General features: G+C 66.4%; 24 protein-coding genes and 1 pseudogene. 10 read left to right on the top strand and 15 right to left on the bottom strand.

Annotation, left to right across the window (positions count from 1 at the left end):
- Positions 1-59: 59 nt before the first annotated feature.
- Complete coding sequence (locus G6N42_RS24715; protein ID WP_163734215.1) at positions 60-1,463, bottom strand: glycosyltransferase family 2 protein; 1,404 nt, start codon at positions 1,461-1,463, stop codon at positions 60-62.
- On the bottom strand, positions 1,460-3,025 hold the full coding sequence (locus G6N42_RS24720; protein ID WP_163734218.1) for a hypothetical protein: 1,566 nt from the start codon (positions 3,023-3,025) through the stop codon (positions 1,460-1,462). The genes G6N42_RS24715 and G6N42_RS24720 overlap by 4 nt, the downstream gene beginning before the upstream one ends.
- 412 nt (positions 3,026-3,437) lie before the next feature.
- On the opposite strand from G6N42_RS24720, the gene pta reads away from it, so the two are divergent.
- Entirely contained in the window at positions 3,438-5,510 is a 2,073-nt protein-coding gene (gene pta, locus G6N42_RS24725) for a phosphate acetyltransferase (protein ID WP_163734221.1), read from the top strand.
- A complete protein-coding gene (locus tag G6N42_RS24730) occupies positions 5,507-6,640 on the top strand; it encodes an acetate kinase (protein ID WP_163734223.1) in 1,134 nt (377 codons plus the stop codon). The genes pta and G6N42_RS24730 overlap by 4 nt, the downstream gene beginning before the upstream one ends.
- On the opposite strand, the gene G6N42_RS24735 is transcribed toward G6N42_RS24730, so the two are convergent.
- The 4 genes from G6N42_RS24735 to glnX form a co-directional block, all read right to left on the bottom strand.
- Entirely contained in the window at positions 6,624-7,025 is a 402-nt protein-coding gene (locus G6N42_RS24735; RefSeq protein WP_163734226.1) for an STAS domain-containing protein, read from the bottom strand. The two genes, G6N42_RS24730 and G6N42_RS24735, sit on opposite strands and share 17 nt — an antisense overlap.
- 207 nt (positions 7,026-7,232) lie before the next feature.
- Complete coding sequence (locus G6N42_RS24740; RefSeq protein WP_163734229.1) at positions 7,233-9,497, bottom strand: serine/threonine-protein kinase PknG; 2,265 nt, start codon at positions 9,495-9,497, stop codon at positions 7,233-7,235.
- A complete protein-coding gene (locus G6N42_RS24745; protein ID WP_410506688.1) occupies positions 9,497-10,459 on the bottom strand; it encodes a glutamate ABC transporter substrate-binding protein in 963 nt (320 codons plus the stop codon). Before G6N42_RS24745 ends, G6N42_RS24740 begins: the two co-directional genes overlap by 1 nt.
- Positions 10,459-11,778, bottom strand: coding sequence for a protein kinase G-activating protein GlnX (glnX, locus tag G6N42_RS24750; RefSeq protein ID WP_163734235.1), 1,320 nt, complete (start codon positions 11,776-11,778; stop codon positions 10,459-10,461). Before glnX ends, G6N42_RS24745 begins: the two co-directional genes overlap by 1 nt.
- Positions 11,779-11,877: 99 nt before the next feature.
- On the opposite strand from glnX, the gene G6N42_RS24755 reads away from it, so the two are divergent.
- Positions 11,878-12,384 carry an NUDIX hydrolase gene (locus G6N42_RS24755; protein WP_163734239.1) on the top strand — a complete coding sequence of 169 codons (507 nt, stop codon included), beginning with the start codon at positions 11,878-11,880 and terminating at the stop codon, positions 12,382-12,384.
- Here G6N42_RS24755 and thiE read toward each other — a convergent pair.
- Positions 12,368-13,039: a thiamine phosphate synthase gene (gene thiE / locus G6N42_RS24760; RefSeq protein ID WP_163734242.1), complete on the bottom strand. Its 672-nt coding sequence runs from the start codon at positions 13,037-13,039 to the stop codon at positions 12,368-12,370. The genes G6N42_RS24755 and thiE overlap by 17 nt on opposite strands.
- A gap of 126 nt (positions 13,040-13,165) precedes the next feature.
- Between thiE and thiO the strand changes: the two genes are divergently transcribed.
- Genes thiO through G6N42_RS24790 form a run of 6 tightly spaced genes read left to right on the top strand, consistent with a single transcriptional unit; the run spans position 13,166 to position 18,918 of the window.
- Positions 13,166-14,206 carry a glycine oxidase ThiO gene (gene thiO, locus G6N42_RS24765; RefSeq protein ID WP_163734245.1) on the top strand — a complete coding sequence of 347 codons (1,041 nt, stop codon included), beginning with the start codon at positions 13,166-13,168 and terminating at the stop codon, positions 14,204-14,206.
- The gene (thiS, locus tag G6N42_RS24770) at positions 14,203-14,400 is read left to right on the top strand and encodes a sulfur carrier protein ThiS (protein WP_163734249.1); all 198 of its coding nucleotides are present in this window, start codon (positions 14,203-14,205) and stop codon (positions 14,398-14,400) included. The genes thiO and thiS overlap by 4 nt, the downstream gene beginning before the upstream one ends.
- The gene (locus tag G6N42_RS24775; RefSeq protein ID WP_163734252.1) at positions 14,393-15,151 is read left to right on the top strand and encodes a thiazole synthase; all 759 of its coding nucleotides are present in this window, start codon (positions 14,393-14,395) and stop codon (positions 15,149-15,151) included. Before thiS ends, G6N42_RS24775 begins: the two co-directional genes overlap by 8 nt.
- The gene (locus G6N42_RS24780; RefSeq protein WP_174262156.1) at positions 15,148-15,933 is read left to right on the top strand and encodes an SGNH/GDSL hydrolase family protein; all 786 of its coding nucleotides are present in this window, start codon (positions 15,148-15,150) and stop codon (positions 15,931-15,933) included. Before G6N42_RS24775 ends, G6N42_RS24780 begins: the two co-directional genes overlap by 4 nt.
- 10 nt (positions 15,934-15,943) lie before the next feature.
- Positions 15,944-17,458, top strand: a complete 1,515-nt coding sequence (locus G6N42_RS24785) for a M28 family metallopeptidase (protein ID WP_163734255.1) — start codon at positions 15,944-15,946, stop codon at positions 17,456-17,458.
- Positions 17,455-18,918 (top strand): M28 family peptidase, encoded by a 1,464-nt coding sequence (locus tag G6N42_RS24790; protein WP_163734257.1) that lies wholly within the window; start codon positions 17,455-17,457, stop codon positions 18,916-18,918. The genes G6N42_RS24785 and G6N42_RS24790 overlap by 4 nt, the downstream gene beginning before the upstream one ends.
- Here the strand turns inward: G6N42_RS24790 and G6N42_RS24795 are convergent.
- The 3 genes and pseudogenes from G6N42_RS24795 to G6N42_RS24805 all read right to left on the bottom strand — a co-directional run bounded on the left by G6N42_RS24795 (position 18,872) and on the right by G6N42_RS24805 (position 21,676).
- Positions 18,872-20,170 (bottom strand): uracil-xanthine permease family protein, encoded by a 1,299-nt coding sequence (locus G6N42_RS24795; protein ID WP_163734260.1) that lies wholly within the window; start codon positions 20,168-20,170, stop codon positions 18,872-18,874. The two genes, G6N42_RS24790 and G6N42_RS24795, sit on opposite strands and share 47 nt — an antisense overlap.
- A pseudogene (locus G6N42_RS24800) lies at positions 20,158-21,320 on the bottom strand (APC family permease). Before G6N42_RS24800 ends, G6N42_RS24795 begins: the two are co-directional and overlap by 13 nt.
- A 14-nt stretch (positions 21,321-21,334) precedes the next feature.
- A complete protein-coding gene (locus G6N42_RS24805; protein WP_163734262.1) occupies positions 21,335-21,676 on the bottom strand; it encodes a hypothetical protein in 342 nt (113 codons plus the stop codon).
- Between the two features lie 124 nt (positions 21,677-21,800).
- On the opposite strand from G6N42_RS24805, the gene G6N42_RS24810 reads away from it, so the two are divergent.
- A complete protein-coding gene (locus G6N42_RS24810) occupies positions 21,801-23,042 on the top strand; it encodes a TetR/AcrR family transcriptional regulator (RefSeq protein WP_163734265.1) in 1,242 nt (413 codons plus the stop codon).
- On the opposite strand, the gene G6N42_RS24815 is transcribed toward G6N42_RS24810, so the two are convergent.
- The 5 genes from G6N42_RS24815 to thiD are packed head-to-tail and all read right to left on the bottom strand — an operon-like array spanning position 23,009 to position 26,978.
- Positions 23,009-23,281 carry a DoxX-related protein gene (locus tag G6N42_RS24815; protein ID WP_163734268.1) on the bottom strand — a complete coding sequence of 91 codons (273 nt, stop codon included), beginning with the start codon at positions 23,279-23,281 and terminating at the stop codon, positions 23,009-23,011. The genes G6N42_RS24810 and G6N42_RS24815 overlap by 34 nt on opposite strands.
- A gap of 19 nt (positions 23,282-23,300) precedes the next feature.
- Entirely contained in the window at positions 23,301-24,788 is a 1,488-nt protein-coding gene (locus G6N42_RS24820; RefSeq protein ID WP_163734271.1) for a flavin-containing monooxygenase, read from the bottom strand.
- A 43-nt stretch (positions 24,789-24,831) separates the two neighbouring features.
- A complete protein-coding gene (locus tag G6N42_RS24825; RefSeq protein WP_163734273.1) occupies positions 24,832-25,458 on the bottom strand; it encodes a septum formation family protein in 627 nt (208 codons plus the stop codon).
- Positions 25,459-25,518: 60 nt separating this feature from the next.
- Positions 25,519-26,145, bottom strand: a complete 627-nt coding sequence (locus G6N42_RS24830; protein ID WP_163734275.1) for an alpha/beta hydrolase family protein — start codon at positions 26,143-26,145, stop codon at positions 25,519-25,521.
- Positions 26,142-26,978 carry a bifunctional hydroxymethylpyrimidine kinase/phosphomethylpyrimidine kinase gene (gene thiD / locus G6N42_RS24835; RefSeq protein WP_163734278.1) on the bottom strand — a complete coding sequence of 279 codons (837 nt, stop codon included), beginning with the start codon at positions 26,976-26,978 and terminating at the stop codon, positions 26,142-26,144. The genes G6N42_RS24830 and thiD overlap by 4 nt, the downstream gene beginning before the upstream one ends.
- Positions 26,979-26,982: the final 4 nt, after the last annotated feature.

Raw genomic sequence — 26,982 nt, forward strand, 5'->3', positions numbered from 1 at the left:
CGCGCCGAGTGTCACCAGGAGAGCGACTGAAACAAGCTGTAGTAGAAGCTTTTTAACCATCATGCCTTCCCCGACACGGTCAGGCCGTGCACGGTCTTCTCCCAATAGGAAGCCTTGTAGATCAGTTGCACCACAGCCTTGACGGCTGCGAGGGCCTGGAGGAACCAGTAACCCGGGACCAGGAGGGCGGCTGTCGACAGATAGGGCTTGCCCATCGCGCGTGTCGAGACCAGGCCGGCCATGATCGTGACGAGGTTGCCGACGGTGAACAGCAGCAGACACAGGTAGTACACCGGCCCGGCGTAGAGGTCGTCGAGCAGGTGCGACTTGCCGAGGTACCACAGAATCATCAACGTCCAGAAGGCAAGGTTCATCATGCATGCGATCGGCATGCCCGCGGTGAAGTTGATGAGCCGCAGTGTCGGTTTGAGACCGAGCTGACGAGAAGCGGCGATCGGTCGGCGGAAATGCACGAAGAAGGTCTGCAAATAGCCCTTGTACCAACGGGATCGCTGCCGCACCCAGTTCACGACGTCGGCGTTGGCTTCCTCGAGTGTCACCGAGTCCAGCACCAGTGTTTTGTACTCCGACCGCGCCAGCAGCACACCGAGATCCGCGTCCTCGGTGACGTTGAACGCATCCCAGCCACCCAGTTCGCGGAGCACCGAAGTGCGTACGTGGTTGGACGTGCCGCCCAACAGCACCACGCATCCGCTGGCGGCCAGTGACGACAGCACATAGCTGAACCACTGGTCATACTCCAGCGAAAACCACTTCGTGAGTAGGTTCTGCCGTTCGTTGAAGAAGGCCAGGCGGCATTGAACGGCCGCGACCTCGGGACCGTGCTTCTTGAAAAGCGCGACGACACGGCGCAATTGCAGTGGGTCGGGAATGTCCTCAGCGTCGTAGATCGTGGTGAGCTCGCTGTCGAGGACATGGTGCGCAAGCGCGTAGTTGCACGCCTTCGGCTTCGTTCGCGGATCACTCGGGGGCACCAGAACCGGTGTGATCCAGTCGAACTCGGCAGAGTGAAAAGCATTGATGGTGGCCTCATCATCGGCCTCCATGATGAGCAGCACCTCGAGCTTGTCCCGGGGATAGTCGATCTGCCCGATGCCCTGGACCAGGGTCTCGACGATGTCCGGCTCGTCGTACACCGGCAGCAGCAAGGTGTATTTCGGCAGATCCTTCTCGGACAGCGCCAGCGCTTCCTCGTCCGAGATCCGGAGCACGGTGCGGCCATCGAGTGCGCGCAGCATCAGCACGACACGATCCGTGGTCGACACTACGAAGTAGACGGCAGACAGTCCGAGGAGCGCCATCGCGGTCAGGCGCCAATCAAGTACGGCGCCGGCCACGATGACGACGAGAATCGAGGCCAAGAACCCGGCTTGCCGCCTCGTGAGGACGCGGTTCGCCGAGTACTCCGCGGGCCGGGACGACCGATTCTCTGTCGTTGTCATGGGCGGGGCTCGCTTGCCGTCGTCGCGATCTGCCGCGCGAGATCGGTCAGTTCGGTGCTGAGATACGGCGGGATGTCCGGAGCCTTGGCCTCGGCCCTGACGAGCCAGGCGATCGGCAGCGCCACGGTGTTCACGTAGCCGGGGGGTTCGGGCGTCGGTACCGTGTCGGGCGCTGCCGCGGCGCGCGACGTGACGAGGTACACCGATTGGTAGATGGTGTCGGGGCCCTGGCCGTACCGCCAGTACCAGCCGCGGGCCGCCCAGACCGGGTCGGCGGGCGACTTGATCGTGCCCATGCGGTTGTCGAGGCTGTTGAAGGTCTGGATACCGGACGCGCGGCTGCGGAAGATCTCTTCGACGTGCGCGGGCGGAGCGGCTCCGTACCAGACGCCGACCCGTGTCGACGCAAACCGGCCGAGGTCTCGGCTCGAGAAGACGTCCAGGTAAGCGACCATCCCGTCGTGCTCGAGGCGGAAGCGTCGCGCCGAACCGCCGTCACCCAGGATGCGCGGACCCCAGCCGTAGGTGGTCGGCGCGGAGACCTTGATGCCGGCACTCTGCAGGCTGTTCACCCAGTCGGGCTGGACGCGAACCAGGTCGGACGCGTCGATGTACGGCGCGGGTCGCGGTGCGACGAAAACCGTCAGCACTGTCGCCAACACCGTCGCGACGACGAAAGCCTTCGATCGGGGTGGCAGTGTCAGCCGGAACGGTTGATGCGAGGTGCGCACCGAAAGGGCGCCAAGGACGGTCACCACTCCGGCGGGGACCAGGTACACCATGGCCGGATGGGCGCCCTCCAGGGCCAATACACCGATGCCGCCGCCGAGCATGAGGATCGGTGGTACATACCACTTGCGCTTGCTGCGACGCAGCGCGATCGTGACCGCCGCGACCGCGTATCCGACGGTGAGCCATCCGAACCCGACGGTCGATCCGCCGAGGACGCCACCGATGATCAGGAAGTTCGGTGGGAAGCATGCTGCCACGAAAAGCCAAGCGGGATAAGCGCGGAACGCGCGCCGTACGCCGAACGACGCGATCGACAAGCCGAAGATCCAGATCATCGGCAGCACCAACTCGGCGTGCCAGAACGCTGCCGCTGCCGGGATGCGCGGTAATGCGAGGTTGCTCGAGAATCCGGCGATGCTCATGATCACGACCGTGAGGATCATGTCGAACTCGGCGTCGTTGATCTCGCGGTGACGGGGTTCGTAGACGACCGAATACGCGACGATCAATGCCCACAGCGGCGCCAGCAGTAGATACGCCGTTGGCGAGCCGTCGAGGATCGTGCGGATGTTCGTCCAGACGGCCGGCGCGAACGCGACCGCGGTCGACGCGGTGATCAGCGTGATCCGGAAGGCGGCCGATATTCCGCCGGAGCGGCGGATGTAGGTGCCCGCTGTCTCCGGACCATCGGGCCGCTCGGGCACGAGGCGGATCGGCTGAGTTAACGCCTCGGGGTCGAGTCCGAGCAGCGGAGCAACATCGGCAGAGCCGCGGGCCCTCAGCGGAACCGTCACGTCGGCCCCGGGGCCGATCGGCGGAGCGATTGTCATCGGGTTCGTCCCGGCAGGGCGGCAGCTATCGAACCCGGTGACCGTGCAGCCTGCTGAGCAAACGAGCGCAGGCGAGTGACGTAGGAAGTTTCCAAGATTCACCTCGGGGACGCCCTGAATAGGAACGTTCAGTTATGAGATTTGCTAAGGCAACCACGGTACTGATGGCGTATTTGTGCTGCAATGCACAGTATCAGCAAATTCCGTAACTGGGTGTGACATATGAACAAAATCACACAGCCGTCAATATTTGGCAAAGGCCCACAGCGGGTAATCCGCGCCGTGCGGGCTGTTTCACCGGCCCCCCGAGGCCGTCCCCGCAATCGTACGCGATCTTGATGACGGGCACGTCAATAGCGGTCCGGCCCGCACGCCGCACACTCGGCCTCGCCCGTGCCCTAGGCTTGTCCACGTGCCCGCTGAGCCAACTTCGGGGATCTACATCGCTTCACCGGAAGGCGACACGGGCAAGTCGACAATCGCCCTTGGCATCCTTCATCGGCTCGCCACCAACGTCGCGAAGGTTGGCGTCTTCCGCCCCATCACCCGCCTCGGCGAGGAGCGCGACTACATCCTCGAGCTGTTGCTGTCGCAGGCGACCGCGGGACTGCCCTATGAGGATTGTGTGGGCGTCAGCTATCAACAGCTGCACGAGGACCCCGACGCAGCGATCGGCGACATCGTCGACCGCTATCACCGGGTGGCCGACCAGTGCGACGCCGTGCTGATCGTCGGCAGTGACTACACCGACGTCGCCGCCCCCAGCGAGCTGTCCACGAATGCGCGCATCGCGGCAAACCTCGGCGCTCCCGTCGTCCTCGCAGTGAAGGCGAAGGACCGCAGTCCCGAACAGGTCGCCCAGATCGTCGACGTGTGCCTGGCCGAGATCGGCGCCCAGCACGCGCACACCGCTGCGGTGGTGGCCAACCGCTGCGACCCCGATGGGATGGGCGCCCTGGCTGCCGCGCTCGAACCGTTCGGTCCCAAGTGCTACGTGCTGCCCGAGGAGCCGCTGCTGGTGGCGCCGTCGGTCGCCGAGTTGCAGGCCGCCGTCGAGGGGACGGTGATCGGAGGCGATCCCGCACTGCTTTCACGCGAGGCGATGGACGTGCTGGTGGCGGGTATGACCGCCGAACACGTACTGGAGCGGTTGAACGAAGGGGTTGCCGTCATCACGGCGGGCGACCGGTCCGATGTCGTGCTCGCCGTCGTGAGCGCGCACGCCGCCGAGGGCTTTCCGTCGCTGTCCTGCCTGATCCTCAACGGTGGCCTCGAACTGCACCCGTCGATCGCCTCGCTGGTGTCAGGTCTGGGTCTGCGCTTGCCGATCCTTGCGACCCGGTTCGGCACGTTCGAGACGGCCAGCCGGGTGGCGTCGGCGCGCGGCAGGGTCACCGCCACCTCGGTGCGCAAGATCGACACCGCACTCGCGCTGATGGACGCGCACGTCGACGTCGCCGACCTGCTCGCACAGTTGACGATCGAGATGCCCTCGGTCGTCACCCCGCAGATGTTCACCTACCAGCTGCTGGACTGGGCGCGCTCGGATCGCAAACACATTGTGCTGCCCGAGGGTGACGACGATCGCATCCTCACCGCGGCGGGCCGGCTGCTGAAGCGCGGCGTCGCTGACCTGACGATCCTCGGAGAGGAAGCCCAGATCCGCGCGCGGGCAGCTGAACTGGGTCTCGACCTTTCGGCGGCAGCGGTGCTCGACCCGAAGACCAGCGAGCTGTGCGACAAATTCGCCGAACAGTACGCCGAGTTGCGCAAGCACAAGGGCGTGACCGTCGAGCATGCCCGCGAGATCATTCACGACGTCTCGTATTTCGGCACCATGCTCGTGCACAACGACATGGTCGACGGCATGGTGTCCGGCGCTCGCCACACCACCGCCCACACTGTGCGCCCGTCGTTCGAGATCATCAAGACGCTGCCGGACGTGTCGACGGTGTCGAGCATCTTCCTGATGTGCCTCGCCGACCGGGTACTCGCCTACGGCGACTGCGCGATCGTGCCGGATCCGACATCGGAACAACTCGCCGACATAGCCATATCGTCGGCCCGCACCGCCGCGAGGTTCGGTATCGAGCCACGAGTGGCGATGCTGTCGTACTCGACGGGCACCAGTGGCACCGGAGCTGACGTCGACAAGGTCAGGGCCGCAACGGAACTCGTACGCCAGCGGGAGCCGGAGTTGCTGGTCGACGGGCCCATTCAGTACGACGCGGCGGTCGAACCGTCGGTGGCGAAGACGAAGATGCCCGACTCGAACGTCGCCGGGCACGCCACCGTGCTGATCTTCCCCGACCTCAACACCGGCAACAACACCTACAAGGCGGTCCAGCGAAGCGCCGGCGCCATCGCGATCGGCCCCGTGTTACAGGGCCTGAAGAAACCGGTCAACGATCTGTCGAGGGGTGCGCTGGTGGCGGACATCGTCAACACCGTCGCGATCACGGCGATTCAGGCGCAAACGCTGTGAGTCGCGTCCTGGTCGTGAACTCGGGCTCGTCATCGCTGAAATATGCAGTCGTGGAGGCAAATTCCGGCGACATGATCGCCGACGGCATAGTCGAGAGGATCGGGGACGACGAGGGGGTCCCCGACCACGCTGCAGCGTTACAAGTGGTGTTCGACGAACTGGCGGACGATCTGGCCGGACTCGTGGCCGTTGGTCATCGGGTGGTGCACGGGGGTCCGGACCTCTATCGGCCCACGCTGGTCGACGACGCCTTGATCAGCAAGCTGGAAGAACTGTCTCCGCTTGCGCCGCTGCACAATCCGCCCGCGCTGCTGGGTATCGAAGTGGCTCGCAAAGCGCTGCCCGATTTTCCGCATGTCGCCGTGTTCGACACCGCCTTCTTTCACGACCTGCCGCCCGCCGCGGCCACCTACGCCATCGACCGCGACATCGCGGCGCAGTGGAACATCCGGCGGTATGGATTCCACGGCACGTCGCACCAGTTCGTCAGCGAGCAGGCCGCCGAATTCCTCGGTGTACCACTGGATTCGCTGCGCCAAATCGTGTTGCACCTCGGCAACGGCGCGTCGGCGTCGGCGATAGTCGGCGGCCGTGCCGTCGATACCTCCATGGGATTGACACCGATGGAGGGCCTGGTGATGGGCACCCGCTCCGGCGATATCGACCCCGGGATCATCACCTATCTGTCGCGCACCGCCGAGATGAGCGTCGAGGACATCGAGTCGATGCTCAACCGTCGCTGCGGCATGCTGGGCCTCGGCGGTGAGATCGACTTCCGGATCGTCCACCAGCGCATCGAATCCGGTGATTCAGCAGCACAATTGGCTTACGACGTCTATATCCACCGGTTGCGCAAATACATTGGCGCCTACCTGGCGGTGCTCGGTTCGGCCGACGTCATCACCTTCACCGCCGGGGTCGGTGAGAACGACGCCGCTGTCCGTCGCGACGCGCTGAGCGGAATGTCGGCGCTGGGTGTCGAGCTCGACGAGGAACTCAATGCCGAGGCAAGCAAGGTCGCACGCCGGATCTCGGCGGAGAGCTCGAGAACGGCCGTGCTCGTGGTTCCCACCGACGAGGAGCTGGCGATCGCCAGGGCCTGCGTCGCCGTGGTTACTGAACAGGGGTGAGCAGCGGCGGTGCCGTCTCCAGCGGCAGCGCACCCTCGGGATCGCAGATCGCGAGGAGACGACGGACCTGCCTGCCGGCCTGCAGCACCCACGTGGCTTCGCATCCGCAACAGATCACGTTGATGTTGTGCAGCGCCGCCAAGCCCGCGGTACCGAGGAAATCCACCAGCCGTAGGTCGATGACCACGTGCGTCGAACCCGCGATGTGACGCTGGACGTAGCCGGCGAGTTCACGGCTGTTCGCCGCGTCGATCTCGCCCTCGACGGTGACGGTGACCGTCGACGGGGCATCGCGGTGCGCGCTGAACACCGCGCGGTGGTGCACCTCGCGCCTGCCGATGGATTCGGGATCGGGTCTGAATACGCGAGAAGTACTGATGGTCACTGTGGGCCTCCTCAGTCGAACTGGGATGCCGTCAGGGATCAGGCCCTACTTCTCAAAGCCGCTGTGACGTCACCGGTTGGCTCTCATCTCAACCTTAAAGAAACGCTACTACGAATTCCGTCGGATAACTATGACAGCTTGATGAGGGAATTTTTGCTCGTAACACCTGCGACCACGGCCAGATGCTACGGATTTCGTTGCTGATCGTCAGAACGTGGAGGTGGGCCGCACGCTGTTCGCAAGGTCGACCAGCGCATAGCGGTGGCCCTGGGTGGGTGCGACCCGCGCGAGGGCGCGTAGCGAAGACTCGACACCGAGTTGCAGCCCGTGTTCGGTGAAGGGAAAGCCGAGGATGTGGTTGGTGCTCGCGGTGTTGTCCGCCAGCCAGTCCATCGCGGTGCCGAGGACCAGTGCCCGGATCTGCAGCACGCGCGGTTCGGTGTCCGGCAGCGCTTCGACGCGACGCGCCGCATCGCGGATGTGTTGCTCGGTGATCTCATTCGTCGACCGTCCGGACAGCAGCGTCACGGCGCTCGTCAGGCGGGCGGTCGTGAAGTGCCGCGACATGACGGGCACCTGGTCCAGCGTCCGCACGGCGGCGTCGCGGTCTCCTGCCGCCGACTGCGAACGCGCCAGCCCGAAGCCCGCCGAGATGACGCCGTTGTCGGTGGACCACACCGTGTCGTAGAACTTGCGCTGCGGCGCCTCGTCGACCTGCGCGCCCGCCAGCTCCGCGGTGGCCGCCAGGGCGATCTTGGGCGCCAGCTCGCCGGGCAGGGTGTCGAGCACCTCCGTGAAATACTTTGTGGCGGAATCGTAGTCGGCCGTCAGCATCGCCGACACAGCCCGGAACCACACCAGCCGCCACCGCCAGCCGACTCGCTCGGCAAGATCCTCCAGCTTCCGTGTGGCCTTGGCGACGTCGCCGAGGTCGAGCAGCGCGCGAACCTCCATCAGCGGTAGTTCGACCGACTCCGACAGATCGATGCCCTCAGAATCGAGCGCACCGTGGCGCGCAGCGCGCAACGAGTCAAGTGTCTGAACGGGTTGCGTGAGCACGCTCGCCGACAACACGGTCGCGCCGACGTCGGCCGGATCGACAAGTGGTACCTGCAGCGCCTTGACGATGTCCTGCGCGGTCAGCCGCTCGGAATGCACCTGCCCATCGAGATAGACGTCGGTGTGGGCCACCAGCAGATCCACCCCGAACGTCGAACGCGAGGCGGAGAACACCGTGGACAGGCCGGGGCGCGGCACACCGGTGTCGCGGGCCACCACCTCGCGCAGGACGCCGAGCAACTGGCTGGTCATCTCCTCGGCGCTGACGAATCGCCGTCGCGGATCCGGATCGATCGCGCGCCGCAACAGCCGGGCGAACGAGTCGTACTCGGTGAGCACCGGATCGTCCTCGGGCAGGCCGTCGACGTAACGGCCCTTGCGGGTGCGCATGTTCAGCGTCAGCGCGGCCAGGGTGCGGCCGACGGTGTAGATGTCGGTGGCGACCGTCGGCCCGGTCCGCACGATCTCCGGCGCCTGATAACCCGGTGTGCCGTACAGATATCCGAACGAGTTGATGGTCGACACGGCACCGAGGTCGATCAGCTTGAGCTGCTCCTCGGTGATCATGATGTTTTCAGGCTTGAGGTCGTTGTAGATGAGACCGATCGAGTGCAGATAGCCAAGGGCGGGAAGGATTTCCAGCATGTAGCCGATGGCCTGGGCGACCGGCACCTTCTCGCCCTTGGCCTGCTTCAGCGACGTACCGCCGACGTACTCCATCACGATGTAGCCGACCGGATTGCCGTGCTTGTCGTCGTGCTCGACGAAGTTGTAGATCTTCACGATGCCCGGGTGGGTGACCTCGGCGAGGAACTGACGCTCGAGCATGGCGATCTTCTGCGCCTCGGCATCACCCGAATGCACCAGGCCCTTGAGGACGACCGGCCGTTCGTTGACGTTGTGATCGAAGGCCAGGTACACCCAGCCGAGACCGCCGTGGGCGATGCAGCCCTTGATCTCGTACTGGTCGTTGATCATGTCACCCGGACTCAGCTGCGGCAGAAAGGAATACGCGCTTCCGCAGTGGGGGCACCAGCCTTCTGACAGCGCCTCGCCGTCATCCGAGGAACGGCCGACCGGGCGGCCGCAGTTCCAGCAGAACCGCTTTCCCTCGGCGACCACCGGGTTGGTCATCAACGCTTCGAGCGGGTCCTTGGCGCGCACCCGGGGAATCTCTACGAGACCGCCGCCGAGGCGGCGCATCGGAGACAGCGCCCGTGTCGCCGTCGTGTGATCCTGCGGCTCGGTCTCGCCGGTGCCGACGGACATTCCCTCGGAGTCGTCGTCGAAGTGCGGACGGAACACCGCCTGGGTGGCCATCGGCCGCATTGTGGCGGCGCTGTCGAATTCCAGGTCGTCGAGGCCGGCCGGTTGGGTACCCGGATCGGATTCGTCGGACTGTACCGCTGCCATCAGCCCGAATACCTCGCCACCGGTGGTGCCGGGGCAGGCCCCAGCACCGTCAACCACTTGCGGTACAACGTGTTCCACGTGCCGTCGCGGCGGATGCGCTCCAGCGTGCCGTTGACGAATCGCACCAGCCCGGTGTTCTGCAAATTGATGCCGATGCCGTAAGGCTCCTCGTTGAGGCTGGGTCCGACGATGTGCAGATAGGGATCCTGGGCTACCAACCCGGCCAGGATCGAGTCGTCGGTGCTGACCGCGTCGGCCTGCCGCTGTTGCAGCGCCACCAAGCAGTCGGCCCACGCGACGACACCGACGATGATCGGTGGCGGCGTGATCTCCTGGATCCGCTGTAGTGACGTCGTGCCCTTGGCGACGCACACCCGCTTACCCGACAAATCCGACGGCTCCGAGATCGTCGAGTCGCGTGCCGCCAGGATTCGCTGGTTGGCGTTGAAATACACCGTGGAGAAGTTGACTAGCTTCTTGCGTTCGCAGGTGATCGTCATGGTCTTGACGACGACGTCCACCTGATTGTTCTGTAATCCGGCGATTCGGTCGGCCGACGACAGGATGCGGTATTCGACCTGGGAGGGGGTGCCGAAGATGTCGCGGGCGATCTCGCCGGCGATGTCGACATCGAAACCGGTGATCTCACCGGTGATCGGATCGCGGAAGGAGAACAGATTGCTGCCGATGTCGAGCCCGACGATGAGTCGTCCTCGGGTCCGGATGTTCTCGACCGCCGCTTCGGCGTCGGACCGATTGTTGAACGGCCGCAGGCTCGCGGTGCGGTCACACTCGTCGTCGGGTTCGGTTGGAATGCGCACGATCTCGGGCGGCATCTCCTCCATGCCCGCGGGGGTCGGGGGAGGAAGCGTCACGCCGGGTGTCTGAATCACCGACGACGCCTGCGCACACCCCGCCACCACCGCTGCCGCGGCGAGGATGGCGGTGAGCTTTCGCAACATCATCTGTACTCACTCAACCTCGGCCACAAACCCAGTGCCACCGCCAACGCCGCGACGACGGACAGCACCGCTGCTCCGACGGTAGCGCCGGACAGCACGCGGTGGGCGTTGACGATGTCGCCGCGGAGCTGACTACGGCTCTCCTCGATGCCCTTGCCGAGCGCGTCGTCGAGCTTGTTGAACGCCGGAGTGGAGTCGTCTTCGCCGGTGCCGAGCGCCACCTGGGTGGCGGCCTGATAGTTGCCGACCGCGATGTAGGCGTTGATCCGGTCGTCGGCCGCCCGCCATTTCTTGAGCAGTTGTTCCGCGTCGGCCAGATCGGTCTTGTCTATGACGTCGTCGCGGGCAAGGTAGTCCGACAGCTGCTGCTGCATGACGTCGATGCGCTGGTAGTACGACTGCTTGCGCACGTCCTCGTCGCCGCGGCGAATCAGTGAAAGGGTTTCGTCGGCGCGGGCCTGCTGAGCGGTGATCGCCAGGGTGGTCACGGTCTTGAGCGACTCGGCGGCAGTGTCTTTGGCGCTGCGGCTGTCGGCGGTCGAGATGATCAGCGCGGTTCCGACCCACACCAGCATGATCAGCACCGCCAGCCCACCCGCGATGAAGCCGATGTTGATGCGTCGCCGGGTCCGGCGGGCCAGCCAGCGGTTGGCGAAAATACCGAACAACAACGTCGCGAGCACGACCAGGATCACCGGACCCGGAATGCGTGTCGAGGCCGTGGTCTCCGCGTCCACCCGCGCCGAGGTCTCCTCGTAGAGACGCTGCGCGTCGGGCAGGATCCGCGTCTGCATCAGCGCCGACGCCTCGGATAGATAGGAAGAGCCGACCGGATTTCCGGCCCGGTTGTTGGTGCGGGCCGTCTCGACCAGCCCGGTGTACACCGACAGTTCGGCGTTCACCCGGCCGAGCAACTGCACCATCGGCTCGTCGGTGAGCCCACTGGAAGCCCTGGTGACCGCGACGGAGGCGTCGGTGATCGCCTGTTCGTAGCGCTGCCGGACGTCGCGCGGTTCGGCGCCGGCGATGAACGCCGTGGCCGCCGCGGCGTCGGCCACCGACAGCGTCGTGTACAGCTGCCCCGCGGCGAACGCCAACGGTTCGGTGTGGTTGAGAACAGTGGTCAACGCCGCCTGGCGGTCGTTGATCGTCGTCGACGTGGCAAAGGCGCTCGCGATCACCAACGCGGACAGCACGACACCGATGCTCAGAATCCGGCCAGGGGTGGTCCAGAGGAACCACCAGCGTGGGTGCGCTGGTGTTGTGGGCGACCGTGACGCGAGTGGCTCGGTCGACGGGTGCGCCAACTCCACAGTCACGCGCGCGGACCTGCTTTCCGGCTATCGTTTTTCGACGGTTCCACTCTATAAAAAAATCCTAAGAGCTTCATCGAAGACGCGCGTCCGTATTCTTGACGCGTGCGCGGCGATGGCGACGGCTGGGTGGTGTCCAATACCGGCTCGTGGTTCTGGGGTAGGCATGGTGCTGCGGGTCTGTTGCTGCGGGCGCCGCATCACGACGGTTCGGCCGCGGTGCTGCTGCAGCATCGCGCGGCCTGGAGTCATCAGGGTGGAACGTGGGGCCTGCCGGGTGGTGCGCGCGACAGTCACGAAACCGTCGAACAGGCTGCAATCCGGGAGGCGCACGAGGAAGCCGGACTGTCCGAGGATCAGCTCACGGTGCGCACGAAGGTCATCACCAAAGAGGTGTTCGGTGAGGACGACACCTATTGGAGCTACACGACGGTCATCGCCGACGCCCCCGAACAGCTGCCGACCACACCCAATCGGGAGAGTGCCGAACTGCGCTGGGTCGCCGAGGACGACGTCGCGGATCTGCCCCTGCACCCTGGCTTCGCCGCCAGCTGGGCGCGGTTGCGCACCGAGTCGGCATCGATCCCGCTGCTGGTCAACAAGCAGCTCTGAGCGCTTCCTTCAACTGTCGCGCCGCCGCGGACGGATCGTCGGCCGCGGTGATCGCGCGCACCACCACGACCCGGCGTGCCCCGGCGGCAATGACCTCCGGCAGTCGCGCAGCGTCGATCCCGCCGATGGCGAACCACGGTTTCGGCGTCCCGGACCGCGCCGCGGCGTGCACCAGGTCCAGGCCCGGTGCCGGGCGGCCGGGCTTCGTCGGCGTCGGCCAGCACGGCCCGACGCAGAAATAGTCGACGTCCTCTGACGTCGCAGCGGCCACCTGCGCCTCGTCGTGGGTGGATCGGCCGATCAGTGGGCCGTCGCCGATGATGCGGCGGGCGATCGGAAGCGGCAGGTCGTCCTGGCCGAGGTGCAGCACGTCGGCGCCTACGGCCAAGGCGATGTCGGCCCGGTCGTTGACCGCCAGCAACGCGTCGTGCCGCCGGGCGGCGTCGGCGAGGACGGCCAGCGCCTCGAGTTCCCCGCGCGCCTCCAGCGGCCCGTATTGCTGCTCACCCGGCGAACCCTTGTCCCGCAACTGAATGACGTCGACTCCGCCCGCCAGGGCCGCATCGGCAAACTCGGCGAGGTCACCGCGCTCGCGCCGGGCGTCGGTGCACAGATAGAGCAAGGATCCGGCGAGGCGTTCGGAGGCTTTGTGCACACCGCGACGCTAGCGACTACCGTGAAGTCGACACACGGGAGTCCCGGGACCGGGGGCTGAGAGTGGGCACGCCCTGCCCTTACCGTCACACACCTGATCCGGGTCATGCCGGCGAAGGGAGGGGAAATGGCAGAGAGATCACTCGCGGTCATCGGCGGTGGCGTCATCGGGCTGGCGGTCGCACGACGGGCTGCCCTCGACGGTTGGACCGTGCGCGTGCACCGCAGCGACGAGCCCGGCTCCTCGTGGGTGGCAGGCGGCATGCTCGCCCCGCACAGCGAGGGCTGGCCCGGTGAAGAGCGGCTGCTACGGCTGGGGCTCGCGTCGCTGAAGCTCTGGCACAGCGGGTTCCTCGACGGTCTTCCCGACAGCGTGGTCACCGCGCGCGAATCGCTGGTCGTCGCCGTCGATCGGGCCGACGCCGCGGACCTGAGGACCGTCGGCGAGTGGTTGGCGGCTCAGGGGCATCCGGTCGAGCCGACGACCGCCGCCCGCGAGATCGAACCGCTGCTCGCGCAGGGCATCCGGCACGGCTTTCGTGCCGAAACCGAACTGGCCGTGGACAATCGGGCGATCGTCGATGCGCTCGCCGAGCACTGCGAGCGGCTCGGAGTGCTGTGGGCGCCGCCGGTCGGTGAGTTGACCGACGCTGTGGCGGACGCCGTGGTGATCGCGAACGGTATCGACGCGCCATCGTTGTGGCCCGGTCTGCCGATCCGCCCGGTGAAGGGAGAAGTGCTGCGGCTGCGCTGGCGACGGGGGTGCATGCCGGTACCGCAGCGCGTGATTCGCGCCCGAGTGCACGGCCGCCAGGTCTACCTCGTTCCGCGGCACGACGGCGTGGTCGTCGGCGCCACCCAGTACGAACACGGCCGTGACACCGCGCCCGCCGTCACCGGTGTGCGCGAACTGCTCGATGACGCGTGTGCCGTGATGCCCGCGCTCGGCGAGTACGAATTCGCCGAGTGCGCAGCCGGTCTTCGTCCGATGACGCCCGACGGACTGCCCATCGTCGGCCGGCTCGACGAACGCACACTGGTCGCCGGTGGACACGGACGCAACGGCTTTCTGCTGGCGCCGTGGACTGCCGAGGCGATACTGGGGGAGCTGAACGGTGTTCCGTTGCCTGAAGCTGATTTGGTGGGAAGTGCGATGAGGAGCCAATGAAGATCTCGGTGAACGACGAAGCGGTCGAGGTCGACGACGGCACGACCGTGGCCGCGTTGGTGGAACGGCTGGGATTCGGCGAGAAGGGCATCGCGGTGGCCGTGGACCTCTCGGTGCTGCCCCGGTCGGAATGGCAGACGACGCTCGCCGACGGCGCGCGCGTCGAGGTGGTCACGGCGGTGCAGGGTGGTTGACGCGAAGCTGACGATCGCCGGTCGCGAGTTCGGATCACGCCTCATCCTCGGTACGGGCGGTGCGGCGAACCTGACGGTTCTCGAAGAGGCGCTGGTGGCCTCGGGCACCGAGCTGACCACGGTGGCGATGCGTCGCGTCGACAGCGAGGGCGGCACCGGTGTGCTGGACCTGTTGAACCGGCTCGGCATCACCCCGTTGCCGAACACCGCGGGCTGCCGCGGCGCCGCCGAAGCAGTGCTGACCGCCCGGCTCGCCCGCGAAGCGCTACAGACCGAATGGGTCAAGCTCGAAGTGATCGCCGACGAGCGCACGCTGCTGCCGGACGCCGTCGAATTGATCAAAGCCGCAGAGCAGTTGGTCGACGACGGATTCGTCGTGCTGCCCTACACCAACGACGATCCGGTGCTCGCACGTCGGTTGGAGGACACCGGCTGCGCGGCCGTCATGCCGCTGGGCTCGCCGATCGGCACGGGACTCGGCATCGCCAACCCGCACAACATCGAGATGATCGTCGAACACGCATCGGTGCCTGTCGTGCTCGACGCCGGTATCGGCACCGCGAGCGACGCCGCGCTGGCGATGGAGTTGGGCTGCGACGCAGTGCTTCTCGCGACGGCGGTCACCCGTGCCGCCGATCCGCCGACCATGGCCGCTGCGATGGCGTCGGCCGTCACCGCCGGATATCTGGCTCGGCGCGCCGGCCGGATTCCGAAGCGCTTCTGGGCGCAGGCATCCAGCCCCTCCATATGAAACGGTATGTGGCGCTGGGCAGCTCGATGGCCGCCGGGCCGGGAATCCGGCCCCGCGCCCAGGGCGCCCCATTCTTGGCGGGTCGTTCGGCCCGCAACTATCCGCACCTGGTCGCTGAGCGGCTCGGTCTCGAGCTGGTCGATGTGACGTACTCCGGCGCGACCACCGCCAACGTGCTGGCCGAGCCGCAGCCCGGCGCCGCGCCGCAGATCGAGGCGCTCGATGGGACCGAAGACCTGATCACCGTCACCATCGGGGGCAACGACGTCGGCTACGTGCCGCTGCTGTTCGCGGCCGGGCTGCCGAGGCTCGTGCGTGCCCTGCCGCTGGTCGGTCGGCGGTTGACCGACCGGCTGGATGCCTCGGCGCGTGAGCGGGCACTGGTCGAGGTCGCCGAGTCGCTCAGGACCGTCGGTCGGACCCTGCGCCAGCGCTCACCCGGGGCGCGCGTGTTGTTCGTCGACTACCTGACGCTGCTGCCCCCGTCCGGTACCGCCGCCTCGCCGCTGTCCGACGCCGATGCCGCCATGGGACGGCACGTCGCCGACGAGTTGGCGCGGGCCACCGCGCAGGCCGCCGCCGACACCGGCTGCGGGCTTGTCCGGGTCGCCGAGCACAGCGTCGACCACCACGCGTGGTCCGACGAACCGTGGACGACCGGCTTCGGTCTGCCCGTGCCCTGTCGCCCCGCGCCCCTGCACCCCAACGCGGCGGGCATGCGGGCGGTCGCCGATCTGGTCGTCGCGCAGGTGTCCGGTCCCGGTGCCGCCGAGTCGGGATAACGTGGTGGCGATGGGGCACAAAACGTGGTGGAGATTGGCCGCACTGCCGGTGGCCGCCGTCCTGGTGCTGGCCGGGTGTGGACGCGAGATGCGCCCCGAGCCGTCGCAGCCTCCGGCCACCCCGGCGGGGCCCACCACGGCGGCGACGGTCTTCGCGCAGAAGATCTCGGAGGCGGTGACAGGCGACGCGCTGATGGCGCACGTCACCAAGCTGCAGGAGATCGCCGACGAGCACGGGGGCAACCGGGCACTCGGCACCCCCGGGTATGACGCTAGCGTCGACTATGTGGCGAACACCCTGCGCGACAAGGGTTTCGACGTACAAACCCCTGAGTTCGAAGTTCGCCTGCCATATTCCGACGAGCCCGCGCTGACGGTGTCGGGCGCCAGAGTCGAGGCGTTTCCGCTGGAGTTCACCATCGGTACGAAGGGTGACGGGGTGGCCGGTGAGCTGGTGCCCGCCCGCGTCGAGGACTCACCGGGATGCACGGCATCCGATTACGACGGTCTGCCGGTCCAGGGTGCGATCGTGCTCGTCGATCGTGGAGAGTGCCAGTTCGGCGACAAACAGGCCGTCGCCGCTGAGCGCGGCGCGGTCGCGTTGGTCGTCGCCAACAACATCGACGGCGACGAGATGGGCGGCACGCTCGGTCCCGACACCGATGTGAAGATTCCGGTCATCGGGGTCACGAAGGCCACCGGCGAGCGACTGCGGGCGGATCCCGGCCCGGCCACTGTCAAGCTCAACGCCGGCGTGCGCGTGGAGCGCACCCGCAACGTGGTCGCCCAAACGAAGACGGGGTCCACGTCCGACGTCGTGATGACGGGTGCACACCTCGACAGCGTGGCGGAGGGGCCCGGGATCAACGACAACGGCTCGGGGGTGGCCGCGGTGCTGGAAACGGCGCTGCAGCTGGGGAGCTCGCCGGACGTGAAATACGCGGTGCGGTTCGGGTTCTGGGGAGCTGAGGAACTCGGCCTGCTCGGGTCCAACGACTATGTGGCATCGCTGGATCACGACGCGCTGATGGATCTTGCGCTCTATCTGAACTTCGACATGGTCGCCTCGCCCAATCCGGGTTACTTCACGATCGACGGCGATCAGTCCGCGCCGCCGGATCCCCGGCAGCAGGCGCCACGCATCCCGGAGGGGTCGGCTGGGATCGAGCGCACGCTCGTGGCCTACCTCAAGAGCGCGGGGAAGAACCCCGAGGACGTCCAATTCGAAGGCCGGTCGGATTTCAGCAGTTTCACGCTGGCCGGTGTGGCCGCCGGTGGTCTTTTCACCGGCGCCGAGGAGAAGATGACGCCCGAACAGGCCGAGCGGTGGGGTGGCGAGGCGGGCCAGCCGTTCGACCCGAACTACCACAAACCCGGTGACACCATCGACAACATCGACCGTACGGCGTTCGAAATCAACGGTCGCGGTGCGGCATACGCCGTCGCGCTGTACGCGCAGGATCAGTCCGGACGCAACGGTGTGCCGATCCGCGAGGACCGCACACGTCACGTGCTCGAATCATGAAGCGATGGGCGGCCGTCCTTGCGGTCACTGCGGTGCTGACGTCGTGCTCCTCGTCGGACCCCGTCGGCCCTGCGCCGGATCTAGCGGCCGAACTGGCGGGCAAGGTCGGCGCGGACGGAATGTATGCGCACCTGAACGAACTGCAGAAGATCGCGGACGCTAACGGCGGTACCAGGGCCAACGGCACCCCCGGCTATGACGCCAGCGTGGACTACGTTGCAAAGTTCCTGCAGGACAAAGGATTCGATGTCCAGACTCCGGAGTTCGAGTTGCTCGCCCGCTCGGAGGGCGGCGACCCGAAACTCACGATCGGCGGCCGCAACTACAACGTCGAGCAGGCATCACTACTGATCACCACACCGCGCGCCGGGTTGAACGGGGTGACGCTGCGACCGCAGAGGACATCGACGGGCTGCCGTTCCGCCGACTATGGCACGGTGTCGATGAGGGGGGCGATCGCCGTCGTCGACGACACCGGCTGCTCGGTCGTCGACAAGCAGAACGCCGCCGTCGACCGGGGTGCGGTGGGCATGCTCGTGGTCAGCGCTCCGGCCCCGGGCGCGGGCAGCCCACCCGGCCTCTTCACGCCGGGCTACTACCAGCAACTCACCGTGCCGGTCGGTGTCATCGGCAACGACGCGAACGCGGCGCTGCGGCGCACGACCGCGCCCGTGAAGCTGATTCTGGACAACAAGCCCGTCATGAAGAAGGCGCGAAATGTGCTGGCGCAAACCAAATCCGGTGACACCAGCAATGTGGTGATGGTCGGTGCGCACCTCGATAGTTCTGCCCGCAGCCCCGGCATCAACGACGACGGCTCAGGGGTCGCAGCGGTGCTGGAGACCGCTGGGGCGCTCGGTTCGGCACCGCAGATCAAGAACGCCGTGCGGTTCGCACTGTGGGGTTCGGAGGAGAATGCGCTGCAGGGTGCGACGAAGTACATCCGCGGACTCGAGACCGGACAACTCGACGAGATCGCACTGTATCTCGACCTCGACATGATCGGCTCACCCAACGCCGGCTACTTCACCTACGACGGCGACCAGTCGGGCCAGTTGAATCCCGAGATCCCGCTGGATACCGTCCCGGTCGGTTCAGCCGGCATCGAACGGACCCTGGCGTCCTACCTCAACGGTGCGGGCGTGCGGCCCGCCGACATGCCGCTGACCCGCTACACCGACTACAACGCATTCCTGACCGCAGGCGTGCCTGTCGGCGGACTGACGACGGGTGCCGCGCAGCGGAAAACCGAAGTGCAGGCACGGCTTTGGGGCGGCCGCGCCGGTGCGCCATATGACCCCAACTACCGGACTCCGCGCGACACGGTGGACAACATCGACCGCGATGCGCTGTCGGTGATGGGGGCGGCGGCAGCCTTTGCGGTCGGCACGTACGCGCAGTCGCTCGAGGGCGTCAATGGAGTTCCGACGCGGGATCAGCGACATCGGAGCGCTCCCTAGTCCGCCGCAAGCCCAACAGCCGCATGCCGTGATACACGACCAGGGCGGCGATCGACCCCAGCGCGATGCCGGTGAACGTCAAATTGCCTGCATGCCAGGTGAAGTCGGCGATACCGATGACGAGAGGGATGGCCGCGGTCATCTGGTTGATCGGCTTGGAGAAGTCGACGCCGTTAGTCAGCCAGATCCGCACGCCGAGAATGCCGACCAATCCGTAAAGGACAACGGTGGCCCCGCCGAGCACTCCGGCGGGGATGGCCGAGATGACGGCGCCCACTTTCGGGCACAGCGACAGCGCGATGGCGACCGCCGCGGCAACCCAGTACGCCGCCGTCGAATAAACGCGGGTGGCGGCCATCACGCCGATGTTCTCCGCGTACGTGGTGGTCGCCGAGCCGCCGCCGAAGCCCGCCAGCGTCGTCGCCACGCCGTCGGCCGCCAGCGCGCGGCCCGTCACCGGATCGACGTCGGTGCCGGTCATCTGACCGACCGACTTGACGTGCCCGATGTTCTCGGCCACCAGGGCGATGACGGCGGGCAGGAACATCGGCAGCACCGCCAACGTGAAGGTCGGGGTCTGGAACTCGGGAAGCCCCACCCAAGGCGCGGCCTTGATACCCGAGGTGTCGACCTCGCCCAGAATCAGCGCCAGCAGGTACCCGGCGAACACGGCTATGAAGATGGCGAGCCGTCCGACGATGCCGCGGAAGAACGCCAGCGTCGCCAGCAACAGCACCAATGTGACGATGCCGACGAGCGGGCCCTTCTCGAAGTTCGACTTCGCGGCGGGCGCGAGGTTGAAGCCGATCAGCGCGACGATCGCGCCGGTGACGACCGGAGGCAGGGTCACATCGATCCAGTGCGTGCCGACCAGATGCACGACGGCGCCGATGACGATCAGTGCGACACCGACCGCCACCAGGCCACCAAGCGCGCTGCCCGTGCCGTTTGACGCGACGGCCGCGGTGACCGGAGCGATCACCGAGAAGCTCGAACCGAGATAGCTCGGCAGCCGGTTACCGGTGATCAGCAGGAACAGCACCGTGCCGATACCCGAGAACAGCAGGGTGGTCGCCGGCGGAAATCCGGTGAGCACCGGCACCAGAAAGGTCGCGCCGAACATCGCCACGACGTGTTGTGCGCCGATGCCGATCGTGCGGAACCAGTCGAGCCGTTCGTCAGGCGCGACGACGAAATCGTCGTCGGCACGGGCGTCGACCTTCGTCCATGTCAGCATCGTCAACGAAGCCATGCTCTAAGACCGTAGGCAACCGTGCCTGCGAGCACCACGCAACTGCCAACGAGCACCGACGAGAGGGGCAGGGTGAACGCGAGCAACAGGCAGCCCGCCAGGCCCACGCCCGGAATGATCCGCGTCGCCCAAGCTTGATGTCGCCGGCCGTCCGGCTCCAGCGTCCACGCCGACGCATTGGCGATCGCGTAGTACAGCAGCACGGCGAACGACGAGAAGCCGATCGCCTCTCGGACATCCAAGAGTGCCGCTGCCACCGCCACCACGATGCCGACGGCCACCTCGGCGCGATGTGGGCTGCCGAACCGGGGGTGCACGGCGGCCAGGGCATGCGGGAGGTGGTGGTCGCGCGCCATCGCCAAGGTGGTGCGCGAAACCCCGAGAACGAGAGCGAGCAGTGAACCGAGCGCGGCGACGGCGGCCCCGACGCGGACGACGGGTTCCAGCGCGGGAAAGCCCGCTGCGGTGACCGCGTCGGCGAGCGGAGCGCTCGTAGAAGCCAGTGTGTCACTGCGACGGCGATCACCGGATGGCGATCACGCGTAAGCGAAGCGGCGAATGCGAAGAACAGCAAGCCGGCGGCCTGCAGCACGCCTGCAACGGAGACGTCCGAGCCGACGCCGATTCGCGCCACATCCGCGTCGCCGAAGCCGAGGATGACGACCACCACTGCCGCGAGCACCGCAAGCACCACGGCGACGATGGCGCGGGTCAGGAGCGCTGACTTCTGAATGCCGGTGTAGTTCAACGCCGTCAGTGCCACCACCGCTGCGACCGCGACGGCGTGTGCCCAGGTCGGCCACGCGTAGTAGCCGACGGTGAGTGCCATGGCCGCGCAGGATGCGGTCTTGCCGACGACGAAGCTCCACCCCGCGGTGTAGCCCCAGAAATCGCCGAGTCGCTCCCTGCCGTATACGTAGGTGCCGCCGGATTGCGGATACCGGGCCGCCAACCGGGCCGAGGAGGTCGCATTGCAGTACGCGACGACCGCGGCGATGCCCAGGCCCACGAGCAGACCGGACCCGGCGGCCGCCGCCGCAGGGGCCAGCGCGACGAATATGCCCGCGCCGACCATCGACCCCAGGCCGATGATGACGGCGTCGAAAGTGCCGAGCCGCCGGGAAAGCGCAGGACCGTCCGGCGTGCTCACACGACGATGCTATTTCAGGCGACGGGGTCCTTCCCGAATGCCGATTCGCGGCCCCAGAGCAGCGCTGCCACCGCAACGAGTACGGCAAGCGCAATCGACGCGATCACCACGGGCGGGATGGTCCACAGGCGGCGCACGCGAACGGCTGTCTCGCATTGGTCGACGTAGGTGTGCTCACCGGCGGCGGCCGCGGCCTGGCTCAGATCGGTGGCGAATCCCGTCCCGCACTTGATCTGGAAACCGTATTGGTCGAAGGCGTCGAGGAAGACGGGAAAATTGAGCGCCAGCAGCCCCGCGGCGATCACGACGACGCACCCGACGCCGAAGTAGAACGCGCGATGGTGATAGTGATGCATACGGCCCCCGTTCGTGTCGCGGAGCCTCTATGTTAATGTCCGTTCTCCCCGTCGCCACTGCTTTTGGCGGGTTTTCGACCTGGTCGCAAGCGGTGTTTGGGTAACTTGGGTTATGGTGTCTGCCATGGCGCGCCCCCGGCCAGCGAGCGGCGAAACGATTCGGCGCCGCCCCAAGGATCGCAAGGCCCAGATCGCTCGTGCTTCGGCCGAAGCGTTCAGCACGCTGGGCTTTCACGGCGTGAGTATGGAAGCCATCGCGTCTCGCGTTGGCATCTCGGCCGCGGCGCTGTACCGGCACTACACCGGCAAGTACGAACTCTTCCGTGATGCGGTGCTCAGCCTCGGCCAGCAGCTGGTGGACTGCACAGAGTTCGCCGACGACGCCGCGACCGAGGACCCCCAAATCGTCCTGCACCGACTGGTCGCCGCGCTCATCGACACCGCGATGGCCAATCGCGAAGCCGGCGGACTCTATCGATGGGAAGGCCGCTATCTGCGCGGCGACGACCAGGCCACGCTGATAGCGCAGATGCGCACCGTGCACCGCCGGATCCAGCGACCCCTGTGCGTCATCCGCCCCGAGCTCACGGGTCGGCAACGCTGGACGTTGTCGACCGCGGTCCTTTCGGTGCTTGGCAGCATCGTCGATCACCGGGCCAAGCTGCCCGCGATTCAGGTGCGGGCGTTGCTGGCCGAGCTCGCGGATGTCGTTCTGGCGGCCGAACTCCCCGACCCCGCCGACGATCAGGACGCCATCGAACCTCACGCGTCGACGGGCACGGAGTCGTCGAGATACGAAGCGCTGCTTGACGAATCGATGCGGTTATTCAATCTCAACGGATATCGCGACACCGGGATGGAAGACATCGCCGCGGCGGTCGGCATGCCGGCGTCGGGGATCTACCGGTACTTCTCCGGCAAGAGCGACATCCTCGCGGCGGCGTTCCGCAGGGCGGCCGATCGCCTCTCGGCGGATACTTCGACCATCACGGCCACGATCGGCGATCCGCAGGACGCGCTGACCGCGGTCATCGATGCCTACGTCGCTCGGTCGTTCGACCAGCCCGAACTCGATTACGTCTACTACAGCGAGCGGCTCAACATGACCGCGGCCGATCAGAAGATCCTGCGCAACATGCAACGCTCCACGGTGGAGGCATGGGTCGAGCTGGTCGTGGCGGTCCGTCCGGAGTGGACACCGGGACAGGCGCGGTTCGCCGTGCACGCGGCGATGTCACTGGTGGTCGATCTCGGCCGCCTGATGCACTACGAGCGATCGGTGCACAGCTTCGAGACGATGGAGCGACTGCTTGACCTGACGCTGTTGGGCCGCTATCGGTTACGAGCGACGTTGCCCACCAAGTAGGCCAGGTACCCGAGCACTCCGACGACGGCCAGGCGACGGGTCTTCGGTGCTGCCAGACCGAGGCCCAGGGCCGTCTCGATGCCGCCATTGATATAGATGTTCTGGCGCGTGTTGCGCGGAAAAGCCGGCGCGGTGATCGATTCGAAGAGCTGAGGACGGGCGAAGTGGGCCAGGCCTGTCCCGGCGAGGGCCAGGCCCGCTATCGTCGCGCCACGCGAATTCTTCTGTTCTGAGGGCACTGCTACCGATCCTCTCTGATCACGAAATCTGATAGTCGCTCAGCGGGTAATCGGAGGCTTCCTTCAACGCCGCGCGCGTCGAAAGGGGGCGCAGCAGGTTGGCCTCGCCCTTCGGGTCGAAGTAGTACGACCTCGATGTCGCGCAATTCCCGCGCATGAACACCGAATTCCCGATCAGCTCCGACATCCGGTCCAGATAACGGGTGTTGGCTTCCTCGGTGACTTCGAAGGTCGTCGCACCGCGGCGCTGCACCTCGCCGAACAGCCGGTCCATATGGCGCATCTGGTATTCCACCGTGTTGAAGAAGTTCAACCCGAGGAACGCGTATGGGCTGGCCATGCTCAGGTAGTTCGGGAAGTAAGGAACCGTCAATCCCTGATATGCCTGGAACCTGGTGTCGCGCCACCACTTTCCGAGGTTACGGCCTGCACGGCCGACGATTTCGATGGCCGGGAAGTTGGCCTCCCACAGGTCGAACCCGGTCGCGAGTACGAGTGCGTCGATCGGCGTCCTGGTGCCGTCGCTGGAGACGATGGCGTCCGGCTCGATGTGGTCGATCCCGCTGGCTTGCAGGTGGACATGGCGCTTGTTGAAGATCCGGTAGTAGTCGTTCGAGAACGTCGGCCGCTTACAACCGAAGTCGTAGTCGGGGGTCAACTGCTCACGCACTTTTCGATCCCGAACGGACACCATGCGGTGGGTCTTGGACAGGTCGCCCGCCGCGACATTGAGCCGCCGAAGGAAAAGGTTGTTCTGGTGGAGTTCGACGAAAATGAAGAATTCGTACAGCGCGTCGGTGATGGCGCGGATGGCCCGCTGCGCCAAGGGCACTCGTGCGAAGAGGCGCTTTGCACGCTCGGAGAAACGGAAATCGACCTTGGGTACCACCCAGATCGCGGTGCGCTGATAGACGGTGAGGTCGGCCGCCTTCTTGGCCAGCTCGGGGATGAGCTGGACCGCGGTGGCACCGGTGCCGATGACGGCGATGCGCTTCCCCTCGAGGTCGTAACTGTCGTCCCATTCGGTGGTGTGGATGATCTTGCCCGCGAACTGGGTGATCCCCGGGATGTCCGGTGTCTTCGGCTGGGAAAGAAAGCCAGTGGCGGTGATCAGGTAGCGCGCGGTGACGGTCTGACCGCCGGCCAGCGCAATGCACCAGACCTTGGTCTCCTCGTCCCAGCGGGCGCTCTCCACGCTGGTGTTGAACCGCATATGTGGGCGTACGTCGTACTTGTCAGCGACATCGTTGGCGTACTGCTTGATCTCCGCACCGGTGGAGAAGAGTCGCGACCAATTGGGGTTCGGCTCGAAGAAGTAGGAGTAGGTGGTCGTCGGGACGTCGACGGCCAGGCCGGGGTAGCGGTTGATGTGCCATGTCCCGCCGAGATCGTCCTCCCGGTCCAGAATGACGAAATTCTCGTAGCCCATCCGCTTGAGTTGGATGGCAGCACCGATCCCCCCGAAACCGGCGCCCACGATTACGGCGTCGAATTGTTCCGAAGTCATGGAAGAACGGTACCTCAGGTACTGCTCAACTCCCGTGAAGGACTCAGCCTCTGATGGAGCCCGCCCGCGGCGGGTCGAGCGTCGCGACGCAGGTCACAGCCCTGTCGCCCTGTTCCCACGTTTCGGCTGTGGGGTACAGCACGTAGAGCTGGACACTGTCGTCGGTCATCGACGAGGGCGAATAGCTCGCAAGCTCCGGGCTGCACTTGTCGGCGTACGTGTCGATGGCCGCCTGGCCGGGAAAGTCGTCCCCAGGCATCTGCAGCACCGCGAACACCTCCCCTGCGTGCGGTTCGGCGCAATCGATGGTCTTGACGGTCAGCACTCGGGTGTCGCCGGGGATCTCCGAAAGGCAGTCGCCCATCTCGACGTCGGTCGCGGTGACGGTGCCCTGGCCGACGGCGAAGTAGAGCGCGACCCCGCCACCGACGACGAGCACGATCAGCGCCGCAATGACTCCCAGGACGATGAAGACGATTTTCTTGGAGTTCGACTTCTGTGGCGGGGGAAAATAGCCGGGCGGCTGCTGGGAGTAAGGCGGCGGCGGGGGCGGCGGGTACGCGCCGGGCGGTGGTGGGTACGCGCCGGGGGGTGGTCCGTACGGAGGTTGCTGACCGTATGGAGGCGGCTGCTGGCCATATGGCGGGGGATTGCCCGGCGGCGTGGTCACCCCGTGACATTAGCGTCAAGCGCGGATCGATGACCACCGCTAACTTGTCGGTGTCTGTCCCTAGGACGCAGCGTCCAGCAATCGCAATGCCGCGTCGACCGCCAGCGCCGGGACATTCAGCGTCTTCGAGCCGAGATCATGGCGGGCGCCGTTGATCTCGACGATCTCGGTGGTGCCGGAGATGAGCGCCGCCGCGGTGCGTAGCTCGTCGATCGACCCGAACGGGTCGGCGGTGCCGTGGGTGAACACTGTGGGCACGGATATCCGCGGAAGATGTTCGGTGCGCGCCCGTTCCGGCTTGCCAGGAGGATGCAGCGGATACGAAAACAGGCTCAGTGCATCGACTTTCGCGGCATCGTCGGCGACGACCATCGAAGTCATGCGGCCGCCGTACGAGTGTCCGCCCGCGACGACCGGTCCTTTGGTTAGGCTGCGGGCCAGCTCGACGGCTTCGACGATTCCGGCCTGGTCGGTCGCAGCGGAGTTCGACGGCGGCCCCTTCGGCCGTCTCCGTCGATAGGGCAGGTTGTAACGGACCGCCAGCCAGCCGCGTGCGGCCCACTCGTCGCAGATTTTCTGCAGCAGTGGGGAATCCCGACTACCGCCGGCGCCATGAGTCAGAACGACAGTGCCTCGCGGCTTACCCGCGGGTTCGTGGGCGATGCCCGCGATGTCGTCGAGGTTCATCCGTGGAGCCTGAAGAGTGCAGACACCGGCCCATGGCCCTGACCCAGCGGATACGCCGCTCGCAGACATTCAGTGACCCAACGCTTTCCGAACGCCACCGCATCCGGCACGGTGTAACCGTGGGCCAGCGCGCTCGCTATTGCGGCGGCCAACGTGTCACCCGCCCCGTGGTCGTGTCCGGTGTCGATGCGGGCGGTGTCGAACTCGAAGAAGTCGGTTCCGTCGAACAGCAGATCAGGGCTCTGCGACGACGACCTCAAGTGTCCGCCCTTCACCAGCACCCACTGCGGTCCGAGCGCATGCAGGGCATGCGCAGCCGCCCGCTGCGACGCGTCGTCGTCGACGTCGACGTCGACGAGCAGGCGCACCTCGTCGAGGTTGGGTGTCACCAACGTGGCCAGCGGGAACAGCCGGCCCGTGAGGGAGTCCAGTGCGCTGGGATGCAGCAGTGGATCGCCGTGCATCGATGCGCACACCGGGTCGACGACGAGCGGCACGGCGCCGGCCAGGCCCTGTGCGCGCCAGGTGTCAGCGACGGTGTCGATGATCGCCGAAGACGCCAGCATGCCGGTCTTGGCGGCCTGCACACCTATGTCGGACGCCACGGCTTCGATCTGGCCGGCGATGACATCCAGTGGTATTTCGTGAAACCCTTTGACCCCCAGAGAATTCTGTACGGTCACCGCGGTCACGGCGACGAGTCCGTGCATGCCGAGCATCGCGAACGTCCGCATATCGGCCTGGATACCCGCACCGCCACCGGAATCGGACCCGGCGATCGTCATGACCCGAAGAGGGGTCTGGCCCGGCGGCGTGAGCGGAAGGAAACTCATGACG

Source organism: Mycobacterium gallinarum (assembly GCF_010726765.1).
GTDB lineage: Bacteria > Actinomycetota > Actinomycetes > Mycobacteriales > Mycobacteriaceae > Mycobacterium > Mycobacterium gallinarum.

Excerpts from the sequence above, each read along its gene's own strand:
- G6N42_RS24715 (WP_163734215.1), bottom strand. The coding sequence starts at position 1,463 with ATGACAACGACAGAGAATCGGTCGTCCCGGCCCGCGGAGTACTCGGCG.
- G6N42_RS24720 (WP_163734218.1), bottom strand. The coding sequence starts at position 3,025 with ATGACAATCGCTCCGCCGATCGGCCCCGGGGCCGACGTGACGGTTCCG.
- G6N42_RS24740 (WP_163734229.1), bottom strand. The coding sequence starts at position 9,497 with ATGGCAGCGGTACAGTCCGACGAATCCGATCCGGGTACCCAACCGGCC.
- G6N42_RS24745 (WP_410506688.1), bottom strand. The coding sequence starts at position 10,459 with ATGTTGCGAAAGCTCACCGCCATCCTCGCCGCGGCAGCGGTGGTGGCG.
- thiO (WP_163734245.1), top strand. The coding sequence starts at position 13,166 with ATGGCAGAGAGATCACTCGCGGTCATCGGCGGTGGCGTCATCGGGCTG.
- thiS (WP_163734249.1), top strand. The coding sequence starts at position 14,203 with ATGAAGATCTCGGTGAACGACGAAGCGGTCGAGGTCGACGACGGCACG.
- G6N42_RS24780 (WP_174262156.1), top strand. The coding sequence starts at position 15,148 with ATGAAACGGTATGTGGCGCTGGGCAGCTCGATGGCCGCCGGGCCGGGA.
- G6N42_RS24785 (WP_163734255.1), top strand. The coding sequence starts at position 15,944 with ATGGGGCACAAAACGTGGTGGAGATTGGCCGCACTGCCGGTGGCCGCC.
- G6N42_RS24790 (WP_163734257.1), top strand. The coding sequence starts at position 17,455 with ATGAAGCGATGGGCGGCCGTCCTTGCGGTCACTGCGGTGCTGACGTCG.
- G6N42_RS24795 (WP_163734260.1), bottom strand. The coding sequence starts at position 20,170 with ATGGCTTCGTTGACGATGCTGACATGGACGAAGGTCGACGCCCGTGCC.
- G6N42_RS24805 (WP_163734262.1), bottom strand. The coding sequence starts at position 21,676 with ATGCATCACTATCACCATCGCGCGTTCTACTTCGGCGTCGGGTGCGTC.
- G6N42_RS24810 (WP_163734265.1), top strand. The coding sequence starts at position 21,801 with ATGGCGCGCCCCCGGCCAGCGAGCGGCGAAACGATTCGGCGCCGCCCC.
- G6N42_RS24820 (WP_163734271.1), bottom strand. The coding sequence starts at position 24,788 with ATGACTTCGGAACAATTCGACGCCGTAATCGTGGGCGCCGGTTTCGGG.
- G6N42_RS24830 (WP_163734275.1), bottom strand. The coding sequence starts at position 26,145 with ATGAACCTCGACGACATCGCGGGCATCGCCCACGAACCCGCGGGTAAG.
- thiD (WP_163734278.1), bottom strand. The coding sequence starts at position 26,978 with ATGAGTTTCCTTCCGCTCACGCCGCCGGGCCAGACCCCTCTTCGGGTC.